Source organism: Synechococcus sp. A15-62, from assembly GCF_014280075.1.
In the GTDB taxonomy this organism is placed as follows: domain Bacteria; phylum Cyanobacteriota; class Cyanobacteriia; order PCC-6307; family Cyanobiaceae; genus Parasynechococcus.
Window position 1 is genome coordinate 908597 of the sequence record NZ_CP047950.1, and the last position, 16284, is coordinate 924880.

General features: G+C 59.2%; 32 protein-coding genes. 14 read left to right on the top strand and 18 right to left on the bottom strand.

What is annotated here, in order from left to right; all coding sequences use genetic code 11:
* The first annotated feature begins 10 nt into the window (after positions 1-10).
* Positions 11-367 carry a DUF2605 family protein gene (locus tag SynA1562_RS05015; RefSeq protein WP_186494998.1) on the top strand — a complete coding sequence of 119 codons (357 nt, stop codon included), beginning with the start codon at positions 11-13 and terminating at the stop codon, positions 365-367.
* On the opposite strand, the gene SynA1562_RS05020 is transcribed toward SynA1562_RS05015, so the two are convergent.
* From SynA1562_RS05020 to SynA1562_RS05040, 5 genes are all read right to left on the bottom strand, one after another.
* A complete protein-coding gene (locus SynA1562_RS05020) occupies positions 352-1026 on the bottom strand; it encodes a glycoside hydrolase family 104 protein (protein ID WP_255445741.1) in 675 nt (224 codons plus the stop codon). The two genes, SynA1562_RS05015 and SynA1562_RS05020, sit on opposite strands and share 16 nt — an antisense overlap.
* A 234-nt stretch (positions 1027-1260) precedes the next feature.
* On the bottom strand, positions 1261-2274 hold the full coding sequence (gene trpS, locus SynA1562_RS05025; RefSeq protein WP_186494999.1) for a tryptophan--tRNA ligase: 1014 nt from the start codon (positions 2272-2274) through the stop codon (positions 1261-1263).
* Positions 2275-2277: 3 nt separating this feature from the next.
* Complete coding sequence (locus tag SynA1562_RS05030) at positions 2278-2793, bottom strand: hypothetical protein (RefSeq protein WP_186495000.1); 516 nt, start codon at positions 2791-2793, stop codon at positions 2278-2280.
* A 16-nt stretch (positions 2794-2809) separates the two neighbouring features.
* Positions 2810-3337, bottom strand: a complete 528-nt coding sequence (locus SynA1562_RS05035) for a hypothetical protein (protein WP_186495001.1) — start codon at positions 3335-3337, stop codon at positions 2810-2812.
* Entirely contained in the window at positions 3330-4232 is a 903-nt protein-coding gene (locus SynA1562_RS05040; protein WP_186495320.1) for a cation diffusion facilitator family transporter, read from the bottom strand. Before SynA1562_RS05040 ends, SynA1562_RS05035 begins: the two co-directional genes overlap by 8 nt.
* 136 nt (positions 4233-4368) lie before the next feature.
* On the opposite strand from SynA1562_RS05040, the gene SynA1562_RS05045 reads away from it, so the two are divergent.
* The 5 genes from SynA1562_RS05045 to SynA1562_RS05065 all read left to right on the top strand — a co-directional run bounded on the left by SynA1562_RS05045 (position 4369) and on the right by SynA1562_RS05065 (position 7865).
* Entirely contained in the window at positions 4369-5685 is a 1317-nt protein-coding gene (locus SynA1562_RS05045) for a YcjF family protein (RefSeq protein ID WP_255445742.1), read from the top strand.
* Between the two features lie 139 nt (positions 5686-5824).
* Positions 5825-6901, top strand: a complete 1077-nt coding sequence (gene psbA / locus SynA1562_RS05050) for a photosystem II q(b) protein (RefSeq protein WP_186495002.1) — start codon at positions 5825-5827, stop codon at positions 6899-6901.
* Between the two features lie 91 nt (positions 6902-6992).
* On the top strand, positions 6993-7301 hold the full coding sequence (locus SynA1562_RS05055; RefSeq protein WP_186495003.1) for a hypothetical protein: 309 nt from the start codon (positions 6993-6995) through the stop codon (positions 7299-7301).
* 32 nt (positions 7302-7333) lie between these two features.
* Positions 7334-7531 (top strand): hypothetical protein, encoded by a 198-nt coding sequence (locus tag SynA1562_RS05060; protein WP_186495004.1) that lies wholly within the window; start codon positions 7334-7336, stop codon positions 7529-7531.
* A gap of 190 nt (positions 7532-7721) precedes the next feature.
* Positions 7722-7865 (top strand): hypothetical protein, encoded by a 144-nt coding sequence (locus SynA1562_RS05065; protein WP_186495005.1) that lies wholly within the window; start codon positions 7722-7724, stop codon positions 7863-7865.
* A gap of 8 nt (positions 7866-7873) precedes the next feature.
* Here the strand turns inward: SynA1562_RS05065 and SynA1562_RS05070 are convergent, their stop codons facing one another.
* The 6 genes from SynA1562_RS05070 to SynA1562_RS05090 form a co-directional block, all read right to left on the bottom strand.
* Positions 7874-8056 (bottom strand): hypothetical protein, encoded by a 183-nt coding sequence (locus SynA1562_RS05070; protein WP_186495006.1) that lies wholly within the window; start codon positions 8054-8056, stop codon positions 7874-7876.
* Positions 8057-8123: 67 nt separating this feature from the next.
* Complete coding sequence (locus SynA1562_RS05075; RefSeq protein ID WP_186495007.1) at positions 8124-8663, bottom strand: ATP-binding protein; 540 nt, start codon at positions 8661-8663, stop codon at positions 8124-8126.
* A complete protein-coding gene (locus SynA1562_RS05080) occupies positions 8656-9090 on the bottom strand; it encodes a nuclear transport factor 2 family protein (protein WP_186495008.1) in 435 nt (144 codons plus the stop codon). The genes SynA1562_RS05075 and SynA1562_RS05080 overlap by 8 nt, the downstream gene beginning before the upstream one ends.
* Before the next feature lie 11 nt (positions 9091-9101).
* Positions 9102-10001: a DUF481 domain-containing protein gene (locus SynA1562_RS05085; protein ID WP_255445743.1), complete on the bottom strand. Its 900-nt coding sequence runs from the start codon at positions 9999-10001 to the stop codon at positions 9102-9104.
* A gap of 4 nt (positions 10002-10005) precedes the next feature.
* Entirely contained in the window at positions 10006-10131 is a 126-nt protein-coding gene (locus tag SynA1562_RS12980) for a hypothetical protein (RefSeq protein WP_255445744.1), read from the bottom strand.
* A gap of 52 nt (positions 10132-10183) precedes the next feature.
* Positions 10184-10453, bottom strand: coding sequence for a hypothetical protein (locus SynA1562_RS05090; RefSeq protein ID WP_041434610.1), 270 nt, complete (start codon positions 10451-10453; stop codon positions 10184-10186).
* A 97-nt stretch (positions 10454-10550) separates the two neighbouring features.
* Here SynA1562_RS05090 and SynA1562_RS05095 point away from each other — a divergent pair, with 97 nt between their 5' ends.
* Positions 10551-10781 carry a hypothetical protein gene (locus SynA1562_RS05095; RefSeq protein WP_186495009.1) on the top strand — a complete coding sequence of 77 codons (231 nt, stop codon included), beginning with the start codon at positions 10551-10553 and terminating at the stop codon, positions 10779-10781.
* On the opposite strand, the gene SynA1562_RS05100 is transcribed toward SynA1562_RS05095, so the two are convergent.
* Positions 10758-11507: a sulfite exporter TauE/SafE family protein gene (locus SynA1562_RS05100; protein ID WP_186495010.1), complete on the bottom strand. Its 750-nt coding sequence runs from the start codon at positions 11505-11507 to the stop codon at positions 10758-10760. The genes SynA1562_RS05095 and SynA1562_RS05100 overlap by 24 nt on opposite strands.
* Before the next feature lie 17 nt (positions 11508-11524).
* Complete coding sequence (locus SynA1562_RS05105; protein ID WP_186495011.1) at positions 11525-12022, bottom strand: hypothetical protein; 498 nt, start codon at positions 12020-12022, stop codon at positions 11525-11527.
* A gap of 78 nt (positions 12023-12100) precedes the next feature.
* Here SynA1562_RS05105 and SynA1562_RS05110 point away from each other — a divergent pair, with 78 nt between their 5' ends.
* Complete coding sequence (locus tag SynA1562_RS05110; RefSeq protein WP_186495012.1) at positions 12101-12271, top strand: hypothetical protein; 171 nt, start codon at positions 12101-12103, stop codon at positions 12269-12271.
* Positions 12272-12420: 149 nt separating this feature from the next.
* Here SynA1562_RS05110 and SynA1562_RS05115 read toward each other — a convergent pair whose 3' ends face one another.
* Positions 12421-12579 carry a hypothetical protein gene (locus tag SynA1562_RS05115; RefSeq protein WP_186495013.1) on the bottom strand — a complete coding sequence of 53 codons (159 nt, stop codon included), beginning with the start codon at positions 12577-12579 and terminating at the stop codon, positions 12421-12423.
* 188 nt (positions 12580-12767) lie between these two features.
* Here SynA1562_RS05115 and SynA1562_RS05120 point away from each other — a divergent pair, with 188 nt between their 5' ends.
* The 4 genes from SynA1562_RS05120 (at position 12768) to SynA1562_RS05135 (ending at position 14338) form a co-directional block, all read left to right on the top strand.
* Positions 12768-12986, top strand: a complete 219-nt coding sequence (locus tag SynA1562_RS05120; protein ID WP_006852050.1) for a CP12 domain-containing protein — start codon at positions 12768-12770, stop codon at positions 12984-12986.
* A gap of 91 nt (positions 12987-13077) precedes the next feature.
* Complete coding sequence (locus tag SynA1562_RS05125) at positions 13078-13581, top strand: DoxX family protein (RefSeq protein WP_186495014.1); 504 nt, start codon at positions 13078-13080, stop codon at positions 13579-13581.
* A gap of 109 nt (positions 13582-13690) precedes the next feature.
* A complete protein-coding gene (locus SynA1562_RS05130; protein ID WP_186495015.1) occupies positions 13691-13846 on the top strand; it encodes a hypothetical protein in 156 nt (51 codons plus the stop codon).
* A gap of 195 nt (positions 13847-14041) precedes the next feature.
* Positions 14042-14338 carry a hypothetical protein gene (locus SynA1562_RS05135; protein ID WP_255445745.1) on the top strand — a complete coding sequence of 99 codons (297 nt, stop codon included), beginning with the start codon at positions 14042-14044 and terminating at the stop codon, positions 14336-14338.
* Here the strand turns inward: SynA1562_RS05135 and SynA1562_RS05140 are convergent.
* A complete protein-coding gene (locus SynA1562_RS05140; protein WP_186495016.1) occupies positions 14328-14984 on the bottom strand; it encodes a hypothetical protein in 657 nt (218 codons plus the stop codon). The genes SynA1562_RS05135 and SynA1562_RS05140 overlap by 11 nt on opposite strands.
* A gap of 3 nt (positions 14985-14987) precedes the next feature.
* Complete coding sequence (locus SynA1562_RS12985; RefSeq protein WP_370593277.1) at positions 14988-15176, bottom strand: hypothetical protein; 189 nt, start codon at positions 15174-15176, stop codon at positions 14988-14990.
* Here SynA1562_RS12985 and SynA1562_RS12990 point away from each other — a divergent pair.
* Complete coding sequence (locus SynA1562_RS12990; protein ID WP_255445807.1) at positions 15115-15249, top strand: hypothetical protein; 135 nt, start codon at positions 15115-15117, stop codon at positions 15247-15249. The two genes, SynA1562_RS12985 and SynA1562_RS12990, sit on opposite strands and share 62 nt — an antisense overlap.
* A gap of 122 nt (positions 15250-15371) precedes the next feature.
* On the opposite strand, the gene rpsU is transcribed toward SynA1562_RS12990, so the two are convergent.
* Complete coding sequence (gene rpsU / locus SynA1562_RS05150) at positions 15372-15548, bottom strand: 30S ribosomal protein S21 (RefSeq protein WP_009790002.1); 177 nt, start codon at positions 15546-15548, stop codon at positions 15372-15374.
* Between the two features lie 171 nt (positions 15549-15719).
* Here rpsU and SynA1562_RS05155 point away from each other — a divergent pair, with 171 nt between their 5' ends.
* Complete coding sequence (locus tag SynA1562_RS05155; protein WP_186495018.1) at positions 15720-15875, top strand: hypothetical protein; 156 nt, start codon at positions 15720-15722, stop codon at positions 15873-15875.
* A 12-nt stretch (positions 15876-15887) separates the two neighbouring features.
* Here the strand turns inward: SynA1562_RS05155 and SynA1562_RS05160 are convergent, their stop codons facing one another.
* Complete coding sequence (locus SynA1562_RS05160) at positions 15888-16214, bottom strand: hypothetical protein (RefSeq protein WP_255445746.1); 327 nt, start codon at positions 16212-16214, stop codon at positions 15888-15890.
* Positions 16215-16284 lie beyond the last annotated feature (70 nt).

Genomic DNA, 16284 nt, shown 5'->3' on the forward strand with positions numbered 1-16284 from the left:
CCTCCATCCTATGGGCGAGACCCGAGGGCAACACGTGGGTGAGTCAACCAATCGGGAAGCTGGCGCACTCTTGGATGAGTTGCTGTCTTCCCTTCTCGATGACTTCGAGCACTGGTTTCAGCGGGGCGAGGAGCTTCTGCAGGCCTGTCCGGAGGAGGTGATGCCGCGGGAGGAGCGTCAGCGCATGGAGGAGCGGTTGCAGGACGGCAAGAAGGCCATTGCTGCAACGCGATCACTTGTTGCTGCATCAACGCAGCCCATGGCGGTCTCCATGGAGGTTATGAGCCCGTGGCATGGCCTGGTCACGGAGGTGTGGGCTCTGGCCGCGAGGTTGGGGTCGTCCCGCTCGACTCAGGCACCCAGTTGATTGCGCAACTCGCGCAAGTTGCTGCTGTAGAAGCTCGCCAGTTCCTGATGGCTCTTCACAGGTTGACCGTAGGCGGAGCGGCCAGTCCAGGTGGGGAAGGATGCCCATTCCGGAGCCAGCTTTGCCATGGCGTTCTTGGTCAGGCCCTGTCGGTCAATTTCTTTGAGAGCACCCCGGCGCTCAACAAGGTGCAGAGCGGCCTGATCCTGGTGCCTGGGTTCGAAGCTGCTCAGCCTGAGTTCCTTCGCCACTCCTTTCCAGGTCTTGGGCAGAAATTGATAAGCCCCGGCAGCGGCGCTGGTGTAGCGCTTCACGATCACCCGCTCGGGATGGCGTGAGAGGTCCTGAAACTGCCCTCCCCCGTACATGATCCGATAGCCCTTGTCTTCGCCGTCCTTCCAGGTTCCCTCGGCGTAGCGAATGGTGTTGAGCAGGGCGCGTCGCTCAGGCGTCAGCTCATAACGACCGCCCTCCTTGCCGAAGGACAGGGTGGCGCGGCTGCTGGTGGCGCTTTGCTCAGCCTGTTCTGCAGGCGCCTCTGCGTTCTGGATCGGCTGTTTGGCTCCTGCGGACAGCACCAATCCTGCAGTCAGGGCTGCACCGACCACAGGCCGGCTCCAACGTGTGGCTGGGCTGAACACAGAAAAAAGACGATGCACGCAGAACAATCGGGTGGACGGTCACAGTGCTGGCCCATGAGGCCTGGACGCGAGATCGGCGCCTGAGGGGTTGACTCGTCGTCTCCGCTGTGTATATGCAGCTGAGAGAAGGGTGAGAGTCTTGCAAGACTCGCGGTCGCGACTGAGGTTGTCTTGGTCAGGCCTTGGTGGCCAGCGCCCAAGGTCGTGCCAGCCGCATTGATAAGTGCGGCTGATGCTTGCCTTGGGTGGCGATCAGGCTGGTCGGGCGAAGCCCAAGGCGTCCCGAACCCGTTCAAGCGTGGCGTTGGCCACGGTTTCGGCTTTCTCGCGGCCTGTGCTCAGCACATGGTCGAGCTCGGTGGGGTCCTGCATCAGCTCCCGGTAGCGGGCCTGGATCGGCTCCAGGGCGTTCACGGTGGCTTCGGCCAGCAACGGCTTGAACTGTCCCCAACCCATCTCGGCACATTCAGTGGCGGCCTGCTCCCGCCCCTTGCCGCTGAGGATTGCGTAGAGCCCCAGCAGGTTGTCGGTTTCTGGTCGATCAGGGTTGCCGAATTCGAGGCCACGTTCTGGATCGGTTTTGGCGCGTTTGATCTTCTTGGTGATCAGCTCGGGAGGGTCCAGAAGCGTGATGCGACTCCCCTCGTTGGGATCGCTCTTGCTCATCTTGCTGCGACCATCCGTCAGGCTCATCACCCGTGCCCCTTCTTTGAGGATCATCGGTTTGGGCACTTTGAGCACCGGCGTCTCCTTGTCGCCGAAGCGGGCATTGATGCGCTGTTGGGCGATGTCCCGCGCCAACTCCAGGTGTTGCTTCTGATCCTCTCCAACGGGCACCAGGTCAGCGTCGTAGAGAAGGATGTCGGCGGCCATCAACACGGGGTAGTCCAGCAGGCCCACGGAGACGTTGTCCCCCTGCTTCACGGCTTTCTCCTTGAACTGAATCATCCGCTCCAGCCAGTTGAGCGGCGTGACGCAATTCAGCAACCAGCACAGTTCGCTGTGGGCTGCCACCTGGCTCTGGACGAACACCGAGCAGCGTTTGGGGTCCATGCCACAGGCCAAGTAGAGCGCTGCTGTGGAACGGGTGTCCTCAGCCAAGCGGCTGGGGTCATGGGGAACGGTGATGGCGTGGAGATCCACGACACATACAAAGGTGTCGTGGGTCTCCTGCAGATCAACCCAATTGCGGATGGCACCCAGCCAATTGCCGAGGTGCAGTGCTCCGGTCGGTTGCACCCCGGAAAGAACCCTTGGCTGGCTCATCAATCAGGCCTCGGTTGCTTCGGTTTTGGTGTCGTCGCTGGAGGCGGCTTCTGACTCCACCACCGGCTCCACAACTGGTTCCACCTCTGGCTCGGCAACCGGTTCAGCCGGGACTTCCGGCTGGGGTTTGGCCGGTCGGGCAAAGGGATTCGGACGGGACCCACGGCCACCACGCTCATCGTCAGAGCGGCGGCCACGACCGCCACCATCGCGGCCACCACCATCACGCCGTCCCCCCCGGGCAGGCTGATTGCGTTGCTGCTCGATCAGGGCGTCGAGTTGGCCGTCCTCCAGCATTTGGCCGAGGCTGCGAACCGCGAAACCCAGAACGGCGACGGTTGAGCGGAGGTTGAAGGCCTCCTGCAGTGCCCTTGCCGAGCGCATTTCGTTGTCACTCAGGCGAATCCGGAAGCCTCCGCCTTCACGGCCGCCACCACGGTTGCCACGACTGCGCTGACCGTCTCGGCCGCCGTCTCCCTGTCCCGCCTGTTGTTGGGGATCGCTGTAGGAATCACTCATGGCCCATGGCCTGGAATCAGGCGCAAGTGTGACGCATCACCGGGGTGGTTTCGGTGATCCAGAGCAGCTGGTGGCATTCAACGCTGTTCTCGCGAGCCAGCACGAGCATCGGAACCGCCGTGACCCCCCGCTCAATCCGTTCGCGATAGCTGCTCACCAGTTGTCGGTACCGCTCGGCTGTCCAACCGTGGAGGGCCGTGTCACGACTGTTCCAGTAGTCCTGCAGCGCCCTCTGGCAGTCCTCGATGCCGAAGTCATGCCAGCAGTTCTGTTGGGCCAACAGTGGATCCATCCCCTGCTTCAGCAGGCGCCGGTAATGCACCAGTTCCGGGGCTTCATCGCGTCCATCCGGAGGGAGCAAACGGTGCAGTTGCGTGAGGGGGGTTCGAGACAGCCGCAACCAGCAGCGTTCCCGCAGCAACACAGGAAGTTGCCACGACCAGCCGTCGGCACGGCGAACTTCATCGAGCACCTCAATCAGTCCTCGCTGCTGACGCTCGGTCAGCCCAGTGAGCGCGTGGGTTGTGGTCTCGACCTCAGCCATGGGCGCCGGTGTAGGTGATCCCGTCCTCCACGTAGTCCTTGGGTTCCAGATGAATGGTGCACCGCACCGGCCCGAAGCTTTCGTCCAAGCGCTCTTCCACCTGTTCGGTGATCCGGTGCGCCTTGGTGAGGTCGTCTGCGTCGACAACCATATGCATTTCGATGAACACCTGCTGGCCAAGAACGCCCCGGCTGGCGATGTCGTGGCAGTTCATCACCCCTGCGGTGGTCATGGCTTCGGCATAGATGGCTTCAGGCGCAACCGCCATGTGGTCCACAAGCCAGGGCAAGGTGCCGCGCAGCACCTGCCAGCAAACACGAATCAAAAGCAGTGCCATGGGGATGGCCAGTGCAACGTCGAGCCAGCTCACCTGCAACCAGACCGCCCCCGCCATGCCCACCAGCACCACCACGGTGGTCCAAACGTCGCTCGCCGCATGTTGGGCATCTGCCTTGAGCAGGTTGCTGTTCAGTCGCCGACCTTCCCGCAGCTCATATCCCGCGAGCAGGAGGTTGAATCCCAGCACCAGCGTGAGCAGCACCAGCTCCTGGCTGGTCACACGGATGGGAGGCAGGCCTTCCAGGAGCCTCTCCCCTGAACGAAGCAGGATCTCGATGGCTGTGAACAGGATGAAACCAGCGATACCCAGGGCTCCCACCGCCTCGTATTTGCGGTGGCCGTAGGGGTGATCCCTGTCGGGACGTGGATCGGAAAGCTTGTTGGTGACCAGTCCCGTGAGGCTGGACAACGCATCGGTGGCGCTGTGCATGCCATCAGCGATCACCGCAAGGGAACCACTCATGGCCCCCACCAGAAGCTTCAGCAGCGACATGCTGATGTTCAGGGCCAGGGCCACCATGAGGACTCTCCGCACCCCCTGGCGGTTGTCGACCATCGCGATGGGATGACTGTGCGTCACGGCTAACTAGGGCCTCATCCCAACTTATGGAGAAGTCGTGCTTCTGGCCTGATGTTCTGGTCTCGGGTGGTGGGTTGAGCTAAGAAGGGCCACTGCTACAGCAGCCGTTCTGTTGAAACTCCCGGCTTCATGGCCCGACCTGGTGATGCCACCGTCGTCGCTGCTGCGGCCGTTGGCTCTTGCTGGAGCTGGCCTGCTTGCGGGACAGTGGCTGATCAGTGATGTGATGCACGTTCCCGGCGGGGGGCTGGGGCTGCTGGCAGCTGGTGGCGTGGTGATCTGGCTTGGCCGCAAGCCAAGCCAACCTCGGTTCACTGCACCGGTCTCACTGGATGGCTGGCTGACTCGATGTCAGCAAGTGCTGGATCAGTTCGCACATTTCGAGCAGCAACCCTCTGCGGATCTGGCCCGTCGTGCTGAGCTGAAGTCGGTCTTGGAGCGCAGCGGTCCTGTGCGCATGGCGATGGTTGCCTTGGGAGGCTCCCAGGGACCGAATGAAGCAGACCTCAGCAGCTCTCTGGCTGGCCCGGTGCCGTTGACGCTGTCACTCTGCCATCCACTAACCACCGATGTCGGCAGACGTTGCTGGCCCCGCGGCCTGGTGGATCAGGACCTGATCCTGTTCAGCCTGCAGGCGCCACTGCTGGCTTCGGATCTGCTCTGGCTTCAGCAGGTGCCGGAGGATCAGCCGGCCTGGTTGCTTTTGGCGACTGAAGCTGAGAACGCATCCACCGACGCTGTCTCTGCTGTTCGGGATGACCTTCCCCCGCGCTGGCGCGAGCGAATCCTGGTTCAGGAGCCGTCGATGCAGCTGCGCACTGCCCTTGCACCGCTGCGCCGTTCGCTCAAACAGGCTGCAGTTGAGACGCGGCCGCGGCTGTTGGCGGAACTGCACCGGCGTTGGCAGCGGGACCTCGAATTGCTGCGGCGTGAACGCTTTCTGCAGATCCAGCAGCGCACCCAGTGGGTGGTGGCAGGGTCTGTGATGGCCTCCCCCATTTCCAGCCTGGATCTCTTCGCTGTCGCCGTCGGGAACGGTTTGATGATCAAGGAGATGGGAGAGATCTGGGGGACGTCACTGCAGCCCGATCTGCTGAGGGAGGCGGCGACACAGCTGGCTCGGGTGGCCCTCGCCCAGGGCGTGGTGGAGTGGACCGGTCAGACCTTGCTTGGACTGGCCAAGCTTGATGGGGGCAGCTGGCTGATCGCCGGTTCGATGCAGGCGCTCAGCGCTGCTTACCTCACCCGTGTGGTGGGCCGATCCATGGCGGATTGGCTGGCGATCAATGCTGGTGTGGATGAGCTTGATCTTGTGGCGTTGAAGCAGCAGGCACCGTTGCTCGTGGCTCGGGCTGCAGAGGAGGAGCGGGTGAACTGGAATGGCTTCGTTCAGCAATCCCGTGACTGGTTGCTTAATGCAACTTCATGAACGCTTAGTAAAGTGCTTAATGAAGTTTTTTTGAGAGCTGATTCCGATTGTTGAGATGTCATGTAACGGAACGTTCCATCCATAAACTTGATCCACCTTTCCCTTTTTTGGGAGAGGTTCATCCGTCTTCTTTTCTTCCATGTCCACCGCAATTCGCAGCGGACGCCAGAGCAATTGGGAAGCCTTTTGTCAGTGGGTGACCGACACCAACAACCGCATTTATGTGGGTTGGTTCGGCGTGCTGATGATTCCCTGCCTCTTGGCGGCCACCATCTGCTTCACCATTGCTTTTATCGCCGCTCCCCCGGTTGATATCGATGGCATCCGCGAGCCTGTCGCTGGCTCCCTGATCTACGGCAACAACATCATCTCTGGTGCTGTTGTTCCTTCCAGCAACGCCATCGGCCTGCACTTCTACCCCATCTGGGAAGCTGCTTCCCTCGATGAGTGGCTGTACAACGGCGGCCCTTATCAGTTGGTTTGCTTCCACTTCCTGATCGGCATTTCCGCCTACATGGGTCGTCAGTGGGAACTCTCCTACCGCCTGGGCATGCGCCCTTGGATCTGCGTCGCCTACAGCGCTCCGCTGTCTGCAGCGATGGCTGTTTTCCTGGTTTACCCCTTCGGTCAGGGTTCCTTCTCTGATGGCATGCCCCTGGGCATCTCCGGCACCTTCAACTTCATGTTGGTGTTCCAGGCCGAGCACAACATCCTGATGCACCCCTTCCACATGCTGGGCGTCGCAGGTGTTTTCGGCGGCAGCCTGTTCTCCGCCATGCACGGCTCCCTGGTGACCTCCTCCCTGGTGCGTGAAACCACCGAGAGCGAGTCCCAGAACTACGGCTACAAGTTCGGCCAAGAGGAAGAGACCTACAACATCGTGGCTGCCCACGGTTACTTCGGTCGCCTGATCTTCCAATACGCCTCCTTCAACAACAGCCGTAGCCTTCACTTCTTCCTGGGCGCCTGGCCTGTTGTCGGCATCTGGTTCACGTCCATGGGCGTGTCAACCATGGCCTTCAACCTGAACGGCTTCAACTTCAACCAGTCCATCCTTGATGGTCAGGGCCGTGTTGTGAACACCTGGGCTGACATGGTGAACCGTGCCGGCCTCGGCATGGAAGTGATGCACGAGCGCAACGCTCACAACTTCCCCCTCGACCTAGCAACTGTTGAGTCCACTCCTGTGGCTCTGCAGGCTCCTGCCATCGGTTGATCTGGAATCAACAAACGATTCAGATCAACTGAATCGGAAAGCCCCCTCCTCGGAGGGGGCTTTTTGTTGCTGTGTTGGCTGCGAAGGATGAGTGTGGGGGTGCTCAGGCTCCCTCAGGGCACCAGCCGATCTGATTCTCCAGCCGCTGCATCCATTGATGGCAGCGGTGGGTGAGGTGTGCCCCCTGGGGGATGCGCTGTTGGTGGTGTGCGCAGGCTGGCTGGGTGATCCCTGCCTCTCCAAGGGTGTGCTGAAAGTGCTGGCAGGTGAGGCACACCATGAGGGACCGGCTGGGTCGGAGCTGCCCTGTTCCCATCGGCGGCCAGGCGCTTGGCGGCGGAGCGTTGACAAGGCCCATGGTCTTTTGATTGGTAGCTATGTACTACTCGTTCCCCCGTGAGCTGTCAACGTGGTGTTGGGGAGAATGGAGTCATGAGTGAGCATCAACCCACCCTCCAGTTCGATCTGGATCTTGAAGCTGTTCGCCTGCTTCACCGCTCGGTGAGCTTTCACCTTGAGAAATGGCCCGGGGGGCCAGATCCCAGAGAGCAGGAGGCCCTGCAGTCGATGAAGACCTTGCTCACGGCAGCGCTGCTTGAGTTCAGCCTTGATCAGGATGGTCAGCGCTGAAACGTGCGCCCTTCACTCCTGAGCGGTGAAGCAGCAACAGCGATGCGTTGGTAGGTCTACAACGCATTGAGTCGGTTCAGGCCTGCCTGGACTGCATCCCCACCTGTTGCATCGACGATGGGAAAGAGCAGGGCTGCAGAAGCCTGTGTCTCCTGCGTTGTTCTCCTAAACCGTTGTCCCTGTGGGTTGGTTGATCGCCGTTGCAATCGTCGTGCTGCTGTCCTGGCTGGGATGGCGTTGGAATCAGCTCGAGTGTGCTGAAAGCCGCTCCGTCAGCGGCCGCTTGGTGAAGCGGATGCGTCGTCATTCGCGGCGACGCAAGCACCATCACTAGGCCTGCAATCAGGCCATGGGCATGCGACAACCCAGCTGAATCGTGCCTTCGTCGATCAACCGGCCCAGCCGTTGAGCGATAGCCTCCTCAGTTCGTGTGAATTGATCCTGGCGGGCGGTCACCCACGCCATCTCGCCGTTGGTGATCACGCCGGTGGACATGGCTTCGAGAAAGAGTACGCCGAGCGTCATGACACGGATGTGGTTGGAATCACGTTGATGGGACTCCACCGGGGCTGCATGACCTGCTCACCTTTCTTCATGGCGAGGGATTAAGGATGGTCTTGAGGGCCCTGTCGATCTGAGTGTTCAGGTGTGAGCCGGCGGGATTGAGGCGAATCAAGCCTGTGAATCCTTCGCTGAGTTCGGGCCTGTCAGGGGGACTGCTCAGCCTGAAGTGCATCGCACGAATCACGGTTTCTGGAACGGATCGTTGACGAGAGCGGTTCCAGACCAGGCACTGATCCAATGGTGTCTGCAACCACCAGCCGGTCCATTGAGCGTGCTGGCCCCCCATGCTTCGGTGCATCAACCGTTGGCGCCAGTCCCGCTGCGCATGGGTTGCATCCACAAGCACGTTGTCGCCATCAGCAATGGCGCGGTCGATGGCCCCATGCAGATGGGGCTCCAATTCAGACCAAGGGCCCTGGACATTCGCGTCCCCCCACAGCTGCTCTCTCAGAGCGTCAGTGGAGATCACTTGTGCAGGGAGAAGCGGAGCGAGGATCGCCGCGAGAGTGGACTTGCCGCTGCCCGGTGGGCCGATCAACAGATGGCCCTGGGGCCGTGGTTCAGGCAACGAAGCGTTTGTAGAGCCACCGCACCAGTCCACCAATCACGGGCACCGGAGCAAACGTGGGGCCAACAAAATCGAAGTAATCGCGGTGGTCTCCGATCTTTCCGTCTGGATTGAAGCTGAGTCGGGTTGCTCCCGGGTAGATGAACTCAATTCCTTTGATCTTGAGGCCCATACGCCATTCAACAAAGGCTGTATCACCATTGACCACCACTGACTCCGTTTCCAGGAAAACGTCATCACAGCGCTGCATCAGACCGTCCTGAGCAAGGATGTAGGCGTCGATCCCCTGCCGTTCCTGGGTTGGATCGGTGAAATGCACGTCGTCGGCGTAGACGGCTTTCCATTGCGCAGCTGTGGGGCCAGCAGTGCCGTACGGCTTAGTGAACAGGGCACGGATCTGTTCGGCGTCCAGCGGGGGGTGAAGCATGGGAGTGGTCATCAGAAGTCGGCGCCCACCTGAGCGGTGATGGTGTTGTTCAACTCGGGCGTGCTCATGCTTTGGTAGATCGATTGCACCCGCAATGTTGTGAACAACTTGCTGTTCTCTGCGGGGTAGTAGCGCACCTCAGCGGTCAGGGTATTGCCCGGTTGAACTTCATTTGCCCAGACCGCTGTGAACTGGTTTTGAAGTCCGAACTGAAGCGAAGGCCAGGGTTTCCAGCTGAGATCGGCCGTCAGCGTTGCGCCGCCATAGCTGTTGCCGCAGAAAGTGTCGCTGGCACAGGTGATCCCACCCCCGCTCCACTGCAGAGAGGGACCGATGGACATGGTTAGTTCAGTTGTTTCTGACTTCAACAATGGGAAGGCCACACCGATGTTTCCCAGAACGGTGTTCACCCCGGAATCATTGGTGCCGTTGTATTGGTAGTTGCTCAGTGCAAACAAATCGAGGTTGGCTGCGATCGGTTTGTCGTAGCGGAGTTCTGCAGATCCTTTCTCTGTATCGATCGAGAGTGGCTCGCCTGAATCCTTCGACTTGCTGGAATTGAAACTGCCGCTCAACGACAGCTTCTGTTGGTCGTCTTTGTAGCGGGTTTTTCCGCTGAAGCTGATCGAGAGGGAGTTGTCGCCATCATTCTCATTGCCGATCACTCCGGCGGAGATCGAGCTGGCCCAAAGGGGCTTGGGCTTGGCTGGTTTGAGTTGGTCTGCGGTGAGTTCCAACCGTCCCAGCTGGGGATGGTTCAGCACCGTGGTCCCGTTGTTTGGATTTCGCTCAACCAACTCCCCGTGCAGGCTGTCGCCGTTGCGCAGGGTCAAGCTGACGGTCTCGGCCCAGCTCATGCCTGGAGCCAGGCAGAGGCTCAAGAGTCCAGCCGTGGCGAGGGAACGATGCATGGCTTCAGCTAAAAAAACCCTTGGACTGAAGCCAGAGGCCGATGGCAAGCAGGGGCCCGAAGCCGGCGATCAACACGGTGATCTTCAGGCGCAGCGGCGAAACCTGAGGTTTGGTCTCTCGAAGAGCCATGGCAAGGCACAAAGGCAAGTGAACTTAAACGCTGTAAGGCGTTGGTACCTGTTCAGAGCTCGTACTCCTCTTCAAACTGCTGAATCAGACCCTTGTAGAGCGCCAGAAGGCCCTCGGTTTCTTCGCAGAAACCGTCCGTTGTGTACTTCGCGATCAGATTCACCACGGCGCTGCGGATTTGCGTGAAGGCGCCGAGGTACTCACCCTGGATGTCCTCATCGCGGATGTCATTGATCAGCGCGCCCACCAGCTCAATCTTCCGCTTGGCAGCGGCCATCTCCGCTTCCATCTCTTTGTTGAGCTTGCGGCGTTTCTTCGGCATCCCCTCAACCGGTTCAGTCAGCGACATTACGGGAGCCGCAGGCCTTCCTCGTTCGAGCGGCTTCCCTTAGCGTCGGGTTCGCTCGACCCATGGCCTTGTGAATCGGACATTTCGCGGTGTTGCTTACGTGTCCGTCTGGGTGGTGATCTGGGGAACGGTGGCGTCCTTGATGGACTGGATGCTGCTGACGGGCGAGGTTTATGAAACGGCCAGCTCTGGTCAGGCGGTGACGTTCATCGCCTACGGGGCCGCAACAGTGGTGTTGGCCACGCGGTTCTCGGGGCGTTTTCTTACAGAGGCTGATTCAGAGGCTTCGGATCAGGAGTGATCCGCCCATCAGCAGCGCCAGGATCTCGAAGGCTTGCTTGACCAGGCGGCTTCCTTTCACCAGGGAATAGTGCGCCCCCAAAAAGCCACCGATCAGCGATCCGAGAACGAGAGCGGGAAGCCAGTCCCAACGGATTTCACCGCTCAATCCCAGCACCAGCGCCCCGGTGCCATTCCACCCCAGACCCACCAGAACCAGGGTGTGGGAGACGGCTTTGGCATAGCTCAGCCCGAACCAGCGCACCAGCCAAAGGGTGACGAATAATCCCGTTCCTGAGGTGAGTGAGCCGTTGAGGATGCCGATGATGAAGAGGCCGCAGCTGCCAAGTCCGACGGTGCGGGCTGTCAGGGGTCGGGGCTGGTCTGTCGTTCCCAGATCAGGTTTCCGGGCCGAGTACAACCCCAGCCCCAGGGTCAGCAGCCCAAGGCTGCCGGTGGCCACTTGATCGGGAAGCGCAAGAACCATGCTGGCCCCCACAAACACCCCTGGAAGACCGGCGGCCAACACCAGCGCGGAGCGTTTGAGATCAAGGCTGCTGGCCCGCCAATGACGTCCCGTGGCTCCCAGCCCCAGGGCCACACTGGCCACTTTGTGGGTGGCCAGCGCCATGGAGAAAGGAAGGCCCAGAAGGATGAGGGCGGGCAGTTGCACCAGTCCTGCTCCCCCTCCCGCCAAAGCTGAGAGTGCATTGGCGCCTATGGCGATGCCCAGCAGGGCGATTTGCATCAGCAGTTCAGACACACTCAAGCTCGTGTCAGGAAGGCGATCGGCACCGAAAACGTGATGATGCGATGGGGATCGCCGGGAAGAATGGCGACGCAGGCCACCTCACGATCAGCGTGGGCTTCTCGGGACTGCACCACAAAGTCCGTGGCGTCTTCGATGCTCCACATCGGGGCGTCACCGCAACGGCGTTCATCCCTGTAGGCCTGCCAGACCTCGCAGAACGCCTCTCCATCGTCACCGCTTTTCATTTCCGTCAGCGCCTGTTCCAGGCCCACGTCTTCGAAACGCTCGAACAGGCGCACCATCAATGGATGGGCAATGGTGGATGAGGCCTTCAAGGTGGAGTTGATGGTGCCAATGGCACTCACCATCAGCTTCGGTTTGGAGCGTCGTGCATCAATCACTCCCACTGGCAGGTTGAGGTCCCAACTGGGGTGTCCGCTCACAGCACAGGCCAGATCGAACAGCCCCAAACTGCACTGCTTGATCAAGTTCTGAATGGTCTCTCGATCCATAACTTCAGTTCCGCGCGGCCTGATTCACCGTTTGCCTTCCAGTGTTGCCAAGATGACCGCCGGATGGTTCCTGTTTGGATGTCCTTGGTTCAGATCTACCTTGAAGCCGTCACCCACCAGGTGATAACCAATGAGGAGCTTGCCTACGTCGCTGGCAATCAGGATCGATTCGATCGCACTGAACTGAAACTCACTGCACGTCTGGAACAACTGATCGGTGCAGGGAACATCAGTGTGGGGACACGCTGATTAACCGAACAGAAAACGTTGAAGCCGATTGAGCAATTGCCGCATCGGTCTTTTGTCACGACTGAAGATCATTCGCTCATGTGACAGCATCGCGCGACTCACCTGATCTTCGCTCCCTGATAGACAGAAATAAAGGGGAAGTCAAGTCATCACGGAAGGGCAACCACCCCCGACCAACTCTGGAGAACATCGGGTGCGCCTTGGGTCAGGGCAGCAACAGCACTGGCTGAGCCAATCCCGATTCCCACCACAACCCCTACGGCAAAAACAAGCATCCCCGTCAGAACACTGCGTTCGGAAAATGGCATCCACTCAACGATCAGCCGTTCTGACTTTCCTTCGGCCAACGACCAATGGCCACCATGGTGTCACAGGATGTGATGGGCTCCCGAGCCGATCTGTTGTGTTGTTTCGGCCATAAAGGTAGATCTACCGACTGATTGATCGGGGTGGTCTTCGCTAACAACCGGATGTCAGCCAGATGACCGTTTTAGTCATGAAAACGATTGACGAGCACATCCAGAAGGACCAAGAGGAGTTCCTCAAGGCTCTGTCTGAGCACAACGAAGGCAAGGTGCGTCATCTCACAGAGGAGCTGCAGTGGCTGTTGGATCACAAGAAGGAATTTCCTGATGATCCCCATGACCCCTCACCCCTTGAGCTGTTCTGCGAGCAGAACCCCGATGAGCCCGAGTGCCTGGTGTACGACGACTGAGCAGAAATACCTATTCCTTGCTCCAGCTAGGCGCGAGGCCGCGCACTTACACACAACTTACTTAAGTTGTGTGTAGTCGACGTGCTCCCTGGTGATTCGCGCCATCCTGACCCGCCCCATTGCTGGCGATCTCGGTTTGCTTCTGCTTCGGGTGTTCACCGGAGCGCTGCTGATTCACCACGGTTACGAGAAGCTCGCCAACATCGAGAATTTCGCCGATGCGTTCGTTCGCCCTTTGCATCTGCCCTTCCCGATCCTTCTCTCCTACGTCGCAGCTTTCTCTGAGGTGATCGGTAGCTGGTTGTTGATCACTGGGTTGCTGACCCGGATGGGAGCCTTGGCCGTCGCCGGAACGATCTCCGTCGCCATCTATCACGCCATCGTCACAGCGGGCTTCAACATTTATCTGCTTGAGCTGCTGGGTCTTTATTTCGCCGCTGCTGTCGCTGTTCTCGCCTGTGGCCCTGGTGTCTTCTCCATCGACGAGCTCATTGCCCGCCGGCTCGAACCAGACATGCAGTTCTCCGCTGCGGAAGGCACGGATTACGCCGGCGGCGAGGTTGCTGTTCTGGAAGAAGCCGTCGCCAGCCGCTGAAAACCAAGGTGATTAGCTTCAAAAGCCCCACCACGGTGGGGCTTTTTTAATGGTTTGGCGTCGGTTTGGGCAACAAACGCGTCAGAATCATCAAAGTTGAATGAACGCGATGAAAGAGGTCAGCTTGCTCGAGATGATTGGCCGTTCATTGGCAAAGGTTGCTGCAGGAGCTGGTATTGCAGCAGTTTTGATTTGGCTCACCTACGTGATGCTTGATGTTGGTCATATGCAGTCGGGTTTCACCCTGCCTCAATCCAGTTACTGAGCCCAGATGCAGTTGAGTGGTCTTGAATCTCCGGTTCTGATCATTGCTTCGCTACTGATTGCCCTGCAGGTTTGCTGGATTGAATCTGTGCTTCGGCGCAACCAACGCAGGCTCCTGGGAGAACCTCTCAGTGCAGCAGCATTTCAGCGTGAACTCCAGCGGATTTTTTCAAGAGCGAATGGACTGTCCTGAACCATGAAGCAACTTCCAGGTCAACGGAGCAAGACCCTGCCGCGATGGCTGAAGGCGATCATGGCGGGAGCAATCACTGTGATCGCCACCATTTGGCTGGTGTCGTTGCTTCCCTTTCTGCTTCTGGCAGCTTTGGTGCTTTCAATCGCGCTTATTCCAATCACAGGTCGTCTGCGACGGGAGATGGAAGAGGCTGGATTCAGTGTTGATGAACCGAGAACAACCCATCAACGCCCTGACCTCAACATCACTCCCTGGCATCGCCAGATTCGCAACCTCTGGAGAGATTTCAATTCTTGAACAGGTCGCTCGCCATTGAGCGATAACGACCAAGAGAACTACCGGCGCGACGAGATTTTGTGGGCACACTTTGACCCGGCAAAAGGTTCAGGGGAGCGAAATTCACCAACGTCAGCTCCGGCTGCTCTTCCTGCTCAGCTGCCAGCAGCTCCGCAATGGCTTCTGCTGTGGTTTGTGCTGGAGGTTCGCTCTCCGAAACAGCTTCGGTTGTTTCGACCGGCTTGACCTTGAGTGGACTTTTGGCTTTTGCGCCACCGAGGGGCCAAAGAAAAACAAGACTCAGCAGAAGAGCAACGGCGGCCGTCAGGGTGCCGGTGAGTCCAAACGCCAAACCCTGAAAGTTCCACAGCAACCCCGAACCCGCCATGCCGAAGGTGCCGAGGATGGCCAGCATTAGGCCGAGGAAAGATGCCTGTGGTGCTTTGATTTTCAGCGGCTGGCTGGATTCAGAGACTTCAACGGGTGTAAGTCGTGGTTCAGGCCGAAGCAGAACAAAGCTGATCCCCAGCAGAACCAACGACGTGATGGTGCTGCCAAGCCCCAGAGTGCGGCCTTGAAAATTCCAAAGCAGACCACCGCCAGCAAGACCTGAAACCCCGAGGGTTGCTAATGCAAGTCCGCTCAAGAAAGGGAGACGATTGCGCATGACTCAGTTGTTTCGGTTTTGCGTGGCGGCGTAAGCAACGGCTCCGCCTGTGATCACGGTGAGTAGGCCTGTGGTCAGCAGAAAGCCCACCAACATGGCGAATCCAAGAACAGATCCCAGGAGGGACATCTTGATTCGCAGCAATTTCGATTTCATCAACATCACCAACAGCAAGACCACGGTGGTCTTCAAGCCAGCGATTTTCGCCGCGCTGATCGGGCAAAAAGGATTAATCAACACCATCGTCTGGTCTTGGCGTTCTTAAGCGTTTGTGAAGTCTGGCGAAAACAAGAGCGCACCGTGGCGTGGCGACTTGATCCGCTTTGAGCGAGGGACGGGCACAAAAAAACGGGCCCTTGGGCCCGTTTCCTTAATTGACGTGTCAGCTCAGCGACGACGGTTGCGGGAACGCTGCTTCAGCTTGCGCTTGTATTTCTCAACAGGGGTCTCGTGGTGACGGATCCGACGCAGATCAGAAAAGATGCCGGCTTTGGCGACGGAGCGCTTGAAGCGGCGCAACGCGGATTCAATACCTTCGTTTTCGCCGACTGTGACCTGACTCATCCGTTCCCCGAAAGAGAGCAATAAACATCAACTTTACCAGCCACCCCCTACCCCTTTTCCCACCCCCTGCCGGCAGTGGGCTGAGTCTTTTGCATGACGCTTGTTGAAGAGATCGTGGCGCGTCCCAGCTTCTGCTTTGGGATGGGTCCATCACTCCGGTAGGCCCCTGTCTTGACCCTCACGCACTGCCCCCTGTGCATTGGTCTGGCTGTTCTTTCGGCCGTTCGATTCATGGCCCACTGCGTCATGGCCGTTCAGCTCGAACGCAGCACGGCAGGAGCGTCGACCCATCCCGCCATGCTGTTGGGAACTTTGTTCGAGCTCTGAAGGAGTTCCGCTTCAGGGATCCCTGGGATCCACCAGCTGCAGATAGGCCGCGTCGGCGTTCTGCAGGGCTTCATCATCGTGATGAGCTTCAACGCTGTAGATGAGGTGAAGCAGCCGGCCGCGGTCCATCCCACGGTCGGCCACGTCTTTCCAGAGGCGTGAACTGAGCTCCGCATCACGCCATTCGAGCTGGGCCTCGACCAGCGCCCGGGTCATCGTGATGTAGCTCTGCCGGTCGTTGCGCAGCCGGTCTTCGGAGAAGCTGTGTTGAGCAGCCGGCTTGAGCAGATTGCGAATCGTCTGTGAGGCCGCCTTCAGCACCTTTGGCATCGTCGTCATCCGACTCAGTTCAGTCTGATTCGGCCGTCTGGACTGACAACGGAGTGAAATGCCTATGCCTAAACCAGAA